Genomic DNA, 11,049 nt, shown 5'->3' on the forward strand with positions numbered 1-11,049 from the left:
CCGCCACACCCCCCGCCATTCTCGGCCGTCACCGACCGGGGATGCCATGACCACGCTCGACGCCGCCTTTCTCGCCCGCCTCGACGCGCTGCTCGGACTGGGCGGGATCGCAAGGGCCGACGCCCTGGCCGGCATCGATCCCGGCTACCACCCCGACAATCTCGCCGCCGGGATCCAGGCCTCGCCCCGCACGGTGGAGGAGGCATCGGCGGTGCTGGCCTTGTGCCACGAGGCCGGCGTCCCCGTCGTGACCCATGGCGGCCGCACCGGGCTGGTCGGCGGCGGCGCCTCTCGGCCCGGCCAGATCATCCTCAGCACCCGCCGGCTCGATCGGGTCCTCGAGATCGACACTTCCGCTCGTCTGGCTGTGGTCGAGGCCGGGGTGACGCTGCAGCAGCTGCAGGAGGCGGCGGCCGAGCATGGCCTGACGCCCGGCATCGACCTCGCCGCCCGCGGCTCCGCCACCATCGGCGGGCTGATCGCCACCAATGCCGGCGGCATCGAGGCGTTCCGCCGCGGCACCATGCGCCACCGCATGTTCGGGCTGGAGTTCCTGCGCGCCGATGGCACCGTGATTTCCGATATGGTGCGGGTGCTGAAGAACAACACCGGCTACGACCTCAAGGACCTGATCGCCGGGTCTGAGGGCACGCTCGGCATCGTCACCCGCGCCGTGATCCGGCTGGAGCGGCTGGTGGCCCCGGCGGCGACGGCACTGGTCGGCTGCGCCTCGGCCGAGGCGGCGCTCGTCGCGGCGGCGCGGCTGCGCGACCGCTTCCCCGGCCGGCTGCGGGCGTTGGAGATTCTGTGGCACGCCTATGCCGAGACCGTGGCGCAGGAGCATGGCGTGGCCTTGTCCGGCCTCGGCCTCGACCCGGCGCCGGTCTATCTGCTGACCGAGGCGGAGCAGGACCCGGACATCGACATCGCCGCGGCGATGGAGGCGGAGATCGGGGCGCTGTGGGAGGAGGGGCCGGTCACCGGTGCCGCCCTGGCGCAGAACGAGCGGCAGCGCGAGATGTTCTGGCGCATCCGCGACGATTCCGACGCGGTCAGCCGGCCCTGCCCGGACGCCAAGACCTTCGATGTCTCGGTGCCGCTGTCGGCGCTGCCGGCCTATGTCAAACGCATCCGCGCCGACCTGGCGGCCACCTTCTCGCCGGCGATGCGGGTCTATGTCTTCGGCCATCTCGCCGACGGCAACCTGCATGTCATGGTCGGCGACCGGCCGGAGGGATCGGAGGCGCGGATCGAGGCGATCCTCTATGACGGGCTGGCCGAGGCCGGCGGCTCCTTCTCGGCCGAGCACGGCATCGGGCTGGAGAAGCAGGATGCCTTTCGCCTGTACGGCGATCCGGCGCGGCGAGCGGCGATGGCGGCGATCAAGGCGGCGCTGGACCCGAAGGGGATCCTGAGCCCGGGGAAGATTTTGGGGTAGGGGAGGCGCTGCCGGCCTCGCGCCCCTTTCGCCGTCATGGCGAGGAGCGCAGCGACGTGGCCATCCAGTGGGCGGTGCCGCTGGATGGCCACGCCCCTGCGGGGCTCGCCATGACGGTACTCATTCTCGCGAGACCGTGTTGGGCGCACCCGCTCACCCCAGCGGCCGGGCCTTGAGCCACAGGAACAGCGGCAGGCGCGACCATTGTCGCAGCCGGTCATCGCCGTCCGGGTGGTCCGGCTGCGGCTCGCGGATCGAGGTGATGGCCAGGCCGGCGGCCTCCAGCGCCGCCGCATAGGCCTCCAGCGGCTGCGACCAGCCGGCGAAGTCCATGCGCAGCCCGTCGCGCTCCTCGCTGCCCTCGAAGCGCTCGCGGCCGTAATAGCTGCCCTCGAAGACGAAGGGCGCGTCCGGCTCCGGCCCGGCGAAGCGGCCGCGGTCGCGGAACGGGTGGACCAGTGAGATCACCAGCGTGCCGCCCGGCCGCAGCACGCGCCGGACCTCTCGCAGCGCGCCCGGCACGTCCTCGACATCCATCAGCACATTGTAGGCGACCACCAGGTCGAAGCGGCCGTCCTCGAAGGGCAGGGCGGCGGCGTCGGCCACGGCGTAGTCCTGCGCCGACCCGGCCTCGGCCGCGATCTCCACCAGCTCGGCCACGGTGTCGGCCGCGGTGACGCGCCAGCCCAGCGCCGTCAGCTCGCGCGACACCCGGCCCTCGCCGCAGCCGAGGTCCAGCGCCTCGCCAGAGCCATGGCCGATCCAGGCCACCAGCGCGTCGCGATAGGCCCAGAAGGCGTCATGGCCGGGCTTCCGCGCCCAGGCCGTCCAGTCGCGGGCGACGCGGGCCCAGTGCTCCCGGTCGGCGGCGTTTTTGGTCATTGGTCTCTTCTCCTTCAGGAGTAACGCTCTCGCATTGCCTCTCCCGGAAGCGAGACTTTTTCGGAATTCTCAGAACCGTCATTGCGAGCGCAGCGAAGCAATCCAGGGGCCGGTGCGCACCGGCCCCTGGATTGCTTCGTCGGCTTCGCCTCCTCGCAATGACGGCGAGGGATGGGTTGTGAAAAGGCCTCTCCGCGCGGGAGAGGCAACGCACAGGGCTACTTGACCTTGGAGAACGCCGTCGGCTTCAGGATGGCATTGGTGATGTGCGAGACGATCGGGCCGTCGCGCTCGGTCCCGGCGCGCTTCTCCAGCCAGTCCGGATCGGTGGCGAAGGCGGTCCATTTCTGCTCGCGCTCGGCCAGCGACTCCCATTCCAGCAGATAGTACAGGGCCTGGTTGCTCTCGCCGATCTCGACCGTCCAGAAGCCGGCCTGGCGGATGCCGAAGCGCTCCCAGATCTTCAGGGTGATGGTGTCGAAGCGGTTCAGCAGCGCCGGCAGCTTGCCCGGCATGCAATGATAGACGCGCAGCTCGTGAATCATCTCGATCTCCTCCCGCAGGGGAGAGGACTCTGGCCTCGCAGCGGCCCGATTGCAATCGTCCGGCAAAAGCCGCCGCCGGCCGCTGCTCAGTCCTTGTCGGCGAAGGGGTTCTTCGGCTGGCGCAGCATCATCCGAATCGGCACGCCGGTCAGGGCGAAGCTCTCGCGCAGCCCGTTCACCAGATAGCGCAGATAGCTGTCCGGGAACTCCTCGGCCTGGGACACGAACAGGGCGAAGGTCGGCGGCCGGGCCTTGACCTGGGTGATGTAGCGGATCTTCAGGCGGCGGCCGCGCACCAGCGGCGGCGGGTGCGCCTCCAGCATCGCCGGCAGCCAGCGGTTCAGCGGGCCGGTGCGCACCCGGCGGTTCCACACCTTGTGGATGTCCAGCACCGCATCCATCAGCCTGTCCAGCTTCTGGCCGCGGAGGGCGGAGATGGTGACGGTCGGCACGCCGCGCACCTGGGGCATCGAGGTCTGCAGCTTGTCGCTCAGCTGCCGCAGCGCGGCCGCGTGGTCCTCGACCGCATCCCATTTGTTGACCGCGATCACCAGCGCGCGGCCTTCCTCGATCACGTGCCGGGCGATGGTCAGGTCCTGCTTGTCCAGGATCGCCGCGGCATCCAGCAGCAGCACGCAGACATGGGCGAGGCGGATGGTCTCCAGCGTCTCGCCGACCGACATGAACTCGATCTTGTCGTCGTGCTTGTCGATCCGCGCCTTGCGCCGCATCCCGGCGGTGTCGACCAGATGGATGGCCTGGCCGCGCCAGCTCCAGTCGACGCCGATGGCGTCGCGGGTGATGCCGGCCTCGGGTCCGGTCAGCACTCGCTCCTCGCGCAGCAGCGCGTTCATCAGGGTCGACTTGCCGGCATTGGGCCGGCCGATGATGGCCAGGCGGATCGGCCGGGCCAGGTCGCGCTCCGGGTCGACCGTGTCGTCCTCGCCCTCATCCTCGAGAACGATGTCGTCATCCTCATCGGCGGCGTCGGCCGCATCCTCGTCCTCGGCCGGCATCAGCGGCCGCAGCGCGTCGACCAGGTCGACCAGCCCCTCGCCATGGGCGGCGGAGATGCCGATCGGCTCGCCCAGCCCCAGCGACCAGGCCTCGTGCAGCCCGGCCTCGGCGGCGCGGCCCTCGCATTTGTTGGCCAGCAGCAGCACCTTGCCGCCCTGGCGGCGCAGCCACTGGGCGAAATGCTTGTCCAGCGGCGTCACCCCGGCGCGGGCGTCGATCAGCATCAGCGCGACATCGGCCTCGCGCAGCGCCGCCTCGGTCTGCTGCCGCATCCGGGCCTCGAGGCTGTCGTCGAACGCCTCCTCCAGGCCGGCGGTGTCGATCACGCGGAAGCTCAGATCGGCCAGCCGGCCGTCGCCGAACCGGCGGTCGCGCGTCACCCCCGGCGTGTCGTCGACCAGCGCCGTGCGCTTGCCCACCAGGCGGTTGAACAGGGTCGACTTGCCGACATTGGGCCGGCCGATGATGGCGAGGGTGAAGGGCATGCGCTCGGGACTGCTCAGCGATAGGCGGTCAGGGTGCCGCCCGTGCTGACAATATACAGCGTTCCGTCGGCGACCACCGGGGCGATCCGCGTCGGGTCGGTCTCGAAATGCCCGGTGACCTCGCCGGTCTTGGGCGAGATCAGCACGCCGTCGCCGGTCGAGCTGGCCAGGACCAGGGTGTCGCCGGCCAGGACCGGTCCGGTCCAGGTGATCGGGCCTTCCTTGTCCTCGGGGTCGGTCCAGCGGTCCAGCTCGCGCACCCAGCGCACCTTGCCGGTGTTGCGGGCCAGCGCCACGACCACGCCGTCGATCGAGACCAGATAGACCGTGTCGCCGGCCACCCAGGGCATCTGCGTGCCGCTGATCGGCTGCTCCCACACCGTCACGCCCGAGCGCATGTCGATGCCGACCGCCTGGTTGCCGTGGCTGACCGCGACCACCAGGTCGCCGTCGATCGCCGGCATCGCGGTGATGTCGGCCAGGCCGGCCAGGGCGCCGGCGGTGCGGGCGGCACCGCCGCCGACGGCCGCCGACCAGGCCGGCCGGCCGTTCTCGATGCGCAGGCCGTACAGCTCGCCCGACGAATAGGGCACCACCACCACGCCGTTGTCGACCGCGGCGCTGCCGCCGCCGAGCAGGGCCGAAGGCTCGGTGATGCCGGCATGGTTCCACACCTCGGTGCCGGTCTTGGCGTCCAGCACCTCGGTCTGGTTGTCGACGGTGATGGCGACCAAGCGGCCCTGGGTCACGGTCGGCGCGCCGCGCACCGGCCCTGCCAGCTTGGTGCGCCAGATCAGGCCGCCATTCTTCGGGTCGACCGCCACGGCCTCGCCGAAGCCGGTGGTGGCGTACACGGTGCCGTCGGCATAGGCGGCGCCGCCGCCGATCGGCACGCTGTCCTGCTCCGGATCCGCCACCCGCACCCGCCAGTTCGAACGGCCGTTGGCGGCGTCGAACGAGTTCAGGCGGCCGGAGGCGTCGGTGATGTAGACCTTGCCCTCGGCGATCACCGGGCCGGTCAGCAGCGCGGTGCTGCTGCTGTCGCCGCTGCCGATGCTGCTGCTCCAGGCCCGCTGGAACGGGATCTTCAGCGCCAGGTTGCCGTTGACGTGGTTGACCGCGCCGCCCGGGTTGCGCCAGTCGGGGTCGGTGCGCACCGCCGGCAGCACGCTCGGCTGCCCGGCATCGGCCGCGGGCTCCAGCCCTTCGGTGCGGCTGATGACGGAGATCCGCTCGCCCGGCAGAGGCGTCTTGGCGTCCTTGAACCAGCTGCAGGCGCTGAGGACCGCGGCGAGCGCAAGGATGGAGATCCGGGGCAGCAGATGGCGTCGCCGCATGGGGTGGTCCCTCAATTGCTCGAAGTGCTGAGGAGCTGTTCGGCCCGGCTGCGCACGCCGGGGGACGAGGCCGGGTCCTTGGACAGCGCCTCGAAGATCTCGCGGGCCTTGGCCGTGTCCTTCTGGCGCAGGGCCAGCAGGCCCTGCAGCTCGCGCGCCTCGGCGCGCCAGGGGGCGCCGTCGGCGGCCAGCGGCGCCAGCTCGCCGGTCAGCGCCGCGGGATCGCCGTCATCGATCCGGGCCATGACCGAGTAGAGACGGGCGAGGTCGCGCACCACCGAATTGACGCCGCTGTCGCCGGCAATCTGCTGGTAGATCTTGCCGGCCTCGTCCCGCTTGCCGGCGTCGAGATTGGCGCGGGCCTCCAGCAGGCGGGCCAGGGCGGCGCGGTCGGCGCTGCTGTCGGCGGCGACGGCGGCATAGACGGAAGCGGCGTTCTTCGGGTCGGTGGCGGCCTGCTGCTGCGCGTCGACCAGCGCCCGGGTCTGCGACTGCGCCTGGCTCTGGCTGTAGCTGCGCCAGCCGACGACGGCGGCGGTGCCGACGACGATGGCGACCGCGCCGGCGATGATCAGCTTGCCATGGCGGTTCCAGATCGCCTTGACGCGATCCTCGCGCAGGGCTTCATCGACTTCGCGGAAAATATCGGTCATCACCAGGTTCCGAACAGGGCGCCGCCTCGGCCAGGGCAGCGCGGCCGAGCCGCCTTACCTAGACGATTGGTTCCGGGAAGACAATCCAAGGGTGTGGCAGCGATATGGCGATGTGCGCCGATGCGGCATCCGGACATCGCTGCGACCTTGGGCTGCGACCCCGGCGCGCGCCGTCTGGACGCGGGCCCGGATTTGTCCAACACTTGGCTTCACCGACTCAACGGTGTCGAGGCATTCCGTCCGGCGCATGTCGCAGGTTCTCGATCTCTCCCAGATTCGGCGCGGCCGTGGGCGCGTCTATTTCAACCGCGGTGAGCTCGGCCAGCTCCTCGGCCTCTATTTCGATCGCGTCGCCGCCGGCGAATGGCGCGACTACGCGATCGACCATGGCGTCGGCATCGCCGTGTTCAGCGTGTTCCGGCACAGCCACGACCGGCCGCTCTACGGCATCGCCAAGACGGTGGGCGCGCAGGGGACGGAATACAGCGTCTATGAAGGCAGGCACCGGCTGAGCCGCAGCCGGGTCCTGGCCGAGGTGCTGGAGCTGTTCGAGCGCAAGCTGACGCTGGTCCGCGACTGACCCCGAATCCCCCTTTCCCGATCCAGGCGTCATCATGACCGACTTCGCCCTCTATCCCAGCCTGCAGGACCGTGCCGTGCTGATCACCGGCGGCGGCTCCGGCATCGGCGCCGCCCTGGTTGAGCATTTCGCGCGGCAGAAGAGCCGGGTGGTGTTCTGTGACATCGACGCGGAATCCTCACAGGCGCTGGTCGAAAGGCTGGCGGGGGAGGGGCTGAAGGCCCCGGCCTTCCTGCCCTGCGACCTGCGCGACATCGACGCGCTGCGGGCCATGGTGCGGGCGGCGGAGGCGGCGGCCGGCCCGATCCGGGTCCTGGTCAACAACGCCGGCCACGACCAGCGCCACGGCATCGACGAGGTGACGCCGGACTACTGGGACGACCGGCTGGCGGTGAACCTGAAGCACCAGTTCTTCATGGTGCAGGCGGTGCGGCAGGGTATGCGCGACGCCGGCGGCGGCTCGGTGATCAATTTCGGCTCGATCTCCTGGCGCGCCGGGATGGGCGGCATGCCCGCCTACACCACGGCCAAGGCCGGGATCGAGGGCCTGACCCGCAGCCTGGCCCGGGACCTGGGCGCCGAGGGCATCCGGGTCAACTGCGTGCTGCCCGGCGCGGTGCGGACCGAGCGGCAGGTCAAGCTGTGGTACACGCCGGACTACGTCGAGCGGATCATGGCGTCGCAATGTCTCAAGGGCTTCGTCGAGCCGGACGACATCGCCCGCATGGTCGCCTTCCTGGCCTCGGACGACGCCCGGATGTGCACCAGCCAGATGTATGTCGTGGACGGCGGCTGGATCTGAGCGGCCGCTGCACCCGATTCTGGCACCATCGATCACCCCCGTCTGGATCTAACGGCGACGGCCGAAAACCCGCATTGTGCCGCTGTCCCGGGATCGGCCCGGGCCGTTGCGATGCCCCGGAAGGACGGGGGAAGGGGAGGCGTGATGCGAGCGACCCGGCCTGGGCCTCGGCTCAGGCGCTCAGCAGCGCGGTCTCGATCCGGGCGTTCGGCGCGATCGCGCGGATGCCGTCGGCCAGCTCGCGGCCGACCGCCTCCAGCGCCGCGATCGGCATCGGCTCCAGCCGCTCGATCACGAACCACATCTCGGTCGTCGGCAGGTCGAGGCGGGTGCGCGGGCCCTGGCGCCAGTTCCAGCGGCGGCAGGTGACGCCGTGATCATCGCGCCACACCACCTCGCCCGGCTCGGGATGCTCGACCGCGGGCTCGCCATTCGCGAATGTCTCGAAGATCTCGTCGCCCGCCGCCCGCACCAGCCGCGGCGGCCCCCGATAGGCGGCCAGATCCTCGCCGCCGATCGGCACCGCCCAGCGCACGCTGAGCGCGTTGTAGAGATCGACCATGCGGTTGATCGGCGGCAGCCCGCCGTCGCGCTGGGCCCGCTTGCGCAGCGCCTCGGCCGAACAGGGCGTGCGCTGCGGCTTGGCGCCGAAGCTGCGATAGGCCTCGCGCCAGGCCTCCAGATGCGCCGCCGCCCAGTCGGGATCCGTCGCAGCAGCGTCGCAGGCCTCGGCCAGCCGGGCTGCGCTCTCGGCGTCGCTCGGGCCGTTGCGGGCGCCGCGCGCCACCAGGCTCAGGGCCACGAAATCCGGGCGCAGCGCCCGGACGGCAGGATCGATGACGGGCGGTGCGGACAGCATCGGCTTGGTTCGTTAAAATGACCGAAGAGTTCACTTTGTTGAATAGGGCAAGATGACCGAGCAGGTCAACACGGAGGGCGCCAGGGCCCCTGACGAGGCCGCGATCGCGGGCGCGGTGGGGCGCCATGTCGCCGGGCAGCGCCGGGCGCGGCGCCTGTCGCTGGATGCGCTCGCCCGGCTGTCCGGCGTCAGCAAGGGCATGCTGGTGCAGATCGAGAATGCCCGCTCCAACCCCTCGATCGCCACGCTGTGCCGGGTCGCCGCGGCGCTCGGCGTCTCGGTGGCGGAGCTGGTGGATCTGGGCGGCGCGGATGCGGTGCGCCTGGTCGGGCCGGAGGAGGCGGCGCGGCTCTGGGCCGGTCCGGAGGGCGGCGCCGCGGTGCTGCTGGTCGGCAGCGATGGGCCGGACATGCTGGAGCTGTGGCGCTGGGAGCTGAAGCCGAAGGAGCGCCATGTCTCCGACCCGCATCCGCCGGGCACGCGCGAGCTGCTGCACGTCACCGCCGGCACGCTGCTGCTGGAGGTCGACGGGCGGCCGCATGAGGTGCCGGCCGGCACCTCGGCCCTGCTGCACAGCGACCGGCCGCACGCCTATGCCTGCAAGGGCGCGCGGCCGGTCCGCTTCACCATGGCGGTGATGGAGCCGCATGTGGTGCGTCGGCTCTGACCGCATCGCACTTGCGGCCAACCAAACATCGTCATTGCGAGCGTAGCGAAGCAATCCAGGGGCCGATGCGAGCGGCCCTGGATTGCTTCGTCGGCTTCGCCTCCTCGCAATGACGGTTCTTTCCTGGAACAATCATCGCGAACTTGGTGCCTTACCGGTCCATCCCGGCCAGCAGGACGTATTTCAGCTCCACGAACTCCTCGATGCCGTGATGCGAGCCCTCGCGGCCGAGGCCGGATTCCTTGACCCCGCCGAAGGGCGCGACCTCGGTGGCGACGACGCCGGCATTGACGCCGACGATGCCGTAATCCAGCGCCTCCGCCACCCGGAACACCCGGCCCAGGTCGCGGGCGTAGAAATAGGCGGCCAGGCCGAAGGGCGTGGCATTGGCCTGGGCCACCACATCCGCCTCGTCGCGGAAGCGGTAGACCGGGGCCAGCGGACCGAAGGTCTCCTCCTGCGTCACCACCATCTCGGTGGTGGCGCCGGACAGCACGGTCGGCTCGAAGAAGGTGCCGCCCAGGGCATGCCGGTGGCCACCGGTGACGACGGTGGCGCCCTTGGCCGTGGCGTCGGCGATGTGACGCTCGATCTTCTCCACCGCCTCCTCGGTGATCAGCGGGCCCTGGACCACGCCGGCCTCGACGCCGTTGCCGACCTTCATCGCCTTCACCTTGGCGGCGAAGCGGGCGACGAAATCGTCATAGACCGCGTCCTGGACATAGATCCGGTTGGCGCAGACGCAGGTCTGGCCCATGTTGCGGAACTTCGAGGCCAGCGCGCCCTCGACCGCGGCGTCGATATCGGCGTCGTCGAAGACGATGAAGGGCGCGTTGCCACCCAGCTCCAGCCCGACCTTCTTCACCGTGTCCGCGGCCTGGCGCATCAAGAGCTTGCCGACCTCGGTCGACCCGGTGAAGCCGACGAACTTCACCGCCGGGTGGCCGGTCAGGACCTTGCCGATCTTCGGCGCGTCGCCGGTGATCACGTTCAGCACGCCGGCCGGCACGCCGGCGCGCACCGCGAGCTCGGCCAGGGCCAGGGCGGTCAGCGGCGTCTCCGGCGCCGGCTTGATCACGGCGGTGCAGCCGGCGGCCAGCGCCGGCGAGACCTTGCGGGTGATCATCGCCGCCGGGAAGTTCCAGGGCGTGATCGCCGCGACCACGCCGATCGGCTGCTTCATCACCACGATCCGCGCATCGGCGCGGTGGCTCGGGATGGTCTCGCCGTAGATGCGCTTGGCCTCCTCGGCATAGAACTCGACGAAGGAGGCGGCGTAGTCGACCTCGCCGCGCGCCTCGGCCAGCGGCTTGCCCTGCTCGCTGGTCATGATCAGGGCGATGTCCTCGCGGTTCGCGATGATCAGGTCGAACCAGCGGCGCAGGATGGTGGAGCGCTCCTTGGCGGTCTTCTTCGCCCAGGGGCCGAAGGCGGCCTCGGCGGCCTCGACCGCGTCGGTGGCCTCGGCCTCGCCGAAGCGGGGCACGCGGCCCAGCGTCTCGCCGGTCGCCGGGTTGGTCACCGGGTCGACGGCCTCGCCGATCCAGGAGCCGCCGATCAGGGCCTGGCTCTTCAGCAGGGTCGGGTCGTTCAGGGTCAGCATAGGGACCTCACGGGGTCACGGAACGGAATGCTCTCGGATGGCGAGGCCGCACGCCCCCTCACCCGAAATCGCTGACGCGATTTCGACCTCTCCCCAAGGAGAGGTGAAGGGACGGCGCTCGCTTCCCTCTCCTCGGGGAGAGGGAGGGGCCCGCCGCGTTGGCGGCGGGAGGGTGAGGGGG

General features: G+C 70.8%; 11 protein-coding genes. 4 read left to right on the forward strand and 7 right to left on the reverse strand.

Annotation, left to right across the window (positions count from 1 at the left end):
• The first annotated feature begins 46 nt into the window (after positions 1–46).
• Positions 47–1,438, forward strand: coding sequence for an FAD-binding oxidoreductase (locus BWR60_RS33040; protein ID WP_088157073.1), 1,392 nt, complete (start codon positions 47–49; stop codon positions 1,436–1,438).
• A gap of 153 nt (positions 1,439–1,591) precedes the next feature.
• Here BWR60_RS33040 and BWR60_RS33045 read toward each other — a convergent pair whose 3' ends face one another.
• From BWR60_RS33045 to BWR60_RS33065, 5 genes are all read right to left on the reverse strand, one after another.
• Entirely contained in the window at positions 1,592–2,320 is a 729-nt protein-coding gene (locus BWR60_RS33045; protein ID WP_088157075.1) for a class I SAM-dependent methyltransferase, read from the reverse strand.
• 218 nt (positions 2,321–2,538) lie between these two features.
• A complete protein-coding gene (locus BWR60_RS33050) occupies positions 2,539–2,865 on the reverse strand; it encodes an NIPSNAP family protein (RefSeq protein WP_088157077.1) in 327 nt (108 codons plus the stop codon).
• A gap of 86 nt (positions 2,866–2,951) precedes the next feature.
• Complete coding sequence (gene der / locus BWR60_RS33055; protein WP_088157079.1) at positions 2,952–4,367, reverse strand: ribosome biogenesis GTPase Der; 1,416 nt, start codon at positions 4,365–4,367, stop codon at positions 2,952–2,954.
• A 14-nt stretch (positions 4,368–4,381) separates the two neighbouring features.
• Entirely contained in the window at positions 4,382–5,704 is a 1,323-nt protein-coding gene (locus BWR60_RS33060; RefSeq protein ID WP_088157081.1) for a PQQ-binding-like beta-propeller repeat protein, read from the reverse strand.
• An 11-nt stretch (positions 5,705–5,715) separates the two neighbouring features.
• Complete coding sequence (locus BWR60_RS33065; RefSeq protein WP_088157083.1) at positions 5,716–6,357, reverse strand: tetratricopeptide repeat protein; 642 nt, start codon at positions 6,355–6,357, stop codon at positions 5,716–5,718.
• A 247-nt stretch (positions 6,358–6,604) separates the two neighbouring features.
• Between BWR60_RS33065 and BWR60_RS33070 the strand changes: the two genes are divergently transcribed.
• Both BWR60_RS33070 and BWR60_RS33075 read left to right on the forward strand, forming a co-directional pair.
• The gene (locus tag BWR60_RS33070) at positions 6,605–6,937 is read left to right on the forward strand and encodes a DUF2794 domain-containing protein (protein WP_088157085.1); all 333 of its coding nucleotides are present in this window, start codon (positions 6,605–6,607) and stop codon (positions 6,935–6,937) included.
• A 34-nt stretch (positions 6,938–6,971) separates the two neighbouring features.
• Positions 6,972–7,739: an SDR family NAD(P)-dependent oxidoreductase gene (locus BWR60_RS33075; protein ID WP_088157087.1), complete on the forward strand. Its 768-nt coding sequence runs from the start codon at positions 6,972–6,974 to the stop codon at positions 7,737–7,739.
• Positions 7,740–7,911: 172 nt separating this feature from the next.
• Here BWR60_RS33075 and BWR60_RS33080 read toward each other — a convergent pair whose 3' ends face one another.
• Positions 7,912–8,598 carry a B3/B4 domain-containing protein gene (locus BWR60_RS33080; protein WP_088157089.1) on the reverse strand — a complete coding sequence of 229 codons (687 nt, stop codon included), beginning with the start codon at positions 8,596–8,598 and terminating at the stop codon, positions 7,912–7,914.
• A gap of 52 nt (positions 8,599–8,650) precedes the next feature.
• On the opposite strand from BWR60_RS33080, the gene BWR60_RS33085 reads away from it, so the two are divergent.
• A complete protein-coding gene (locus tag BWR60_RS33085; RefSeq protein ID WP_088157091.1) occupies positions 8,651–9,265 on the forward strand; it encodes a helix-turn-helix domain-containing protein in 615 nt (204 codons plus the stop codon).
• A 151-nt stretch (positions 9,266–9,416) separates the two neighbouring features.
• On the opposite strand, the gene BWR60_RS33090 is transcribed toward BWR60_RS33085, so the two are convergent.
• Positions 9,417–10,868 carry an NAD-dependent succinate-semialdehyde dehydrogenase gene (locus tag BWR60_RS33090; RefSeq protein WP_088157093.1) on the reverse strand — a complete coding sequence of 484 codons (1,452 nt, stop codon included), beginning with the start codon at positions 10,866–10,868 and terminating at the stop codon, positions 9,417–9,419.
• Positions 10,869–11,049: the final 181 nt, after the last annotated feature.

It is taken from the genome of Inquilinus limosus (assembly GCF_002195995.1).
Taxonomy (GTDB): domain Bacteria; phylum Pseudomonadota; class Alphaproteobacteria; order DSM-16000; family Inquilinaceae; genus Inquilinus; species Inquilinus limosus_C.

Excerpts from the sequence above, each read along its gene's own strand:
- BWR60_RS33040 (WP_088157073.1), top strand. The coding sequence starts at position 47 with ATGACCACGCTCGACGCCGCCTTTCTCGCCCGCCTCGACGCGCTGCTC.
- BWR60_RS33045 (WP_088157075.1), bottom strand. The coding sequence starts at position 2,320 with ATGACCAAAAACGCCGCCGACCGGGAGCACTGGGCCCGCGTCGCCCGC.
- BWR60_RS33050 (WP_088157077.1), bottom strand. The coding sequence starts at position 2,865 with ATGATTCACGAGCTGCGCGTCTATCATTGCATGCCGGGCAAGCTGCCG.
- der (WP_088157079.1), bottom strand. The coding sequence starts at position 4,367 with ATGCCCTTCACCCTCGCCATCATCGGCCGGCCCAATGTCGGCAAGTCG.
- BWR60_RS33060 (WP_088157081.1), bottom strand. The coding sequence starts at position 5,704 with ATGCGGCGACGCCATCTGCTGCCCCGGATCTCCATCCTTGCGCTCGCC.
- BWR60_RS33065 (WP_088157083.1), bottom strand. The coding sequence starts at position 6,357 with ATGACCGATATTTTCCGCGAAGTCGATGAAGCCCTGCGCGAGGATCGC.
- BWR60_RS33070 (WP_088157085.1), top strand. The coding sequence starts at position 6,605 with ATGTCGCAGGTTCTCGATCTCTCCCAGATTCGGCGCGGCCGTGGGCGC.
- BWR60_RS33075 (WP_088157087.1), top strand. The coding sequence starts at position 6,972 with ATGACCGACTTCGCCCTCTATCCCAGCCTGCAGGACCGTGCCGTGCTG.
- BWR60_RS33080 (WP_088157089.1), bottom strand. The coding sequence starts at position 8,598 with ATGCTGTCCGCACCGCCCGTCATCGATCCTGCCGTCCGGGCGCTGCGC.
- BWR60_RS33085 (WP_088157091.1), top strand. The coding sequence starts at position 8,651 with ATGACCGAGCAGGTCAACACGGAGGGCGCCAGGGCCCCTGACGAGGCC.
- BWR60_RS33090 (WP_088157093.1), bottom strand. The coding sequence starts at position 10,868 with ATGCTGACCCTGAACGACCCGACCCTGCTGAAGAGCCAGGCCCTGATC.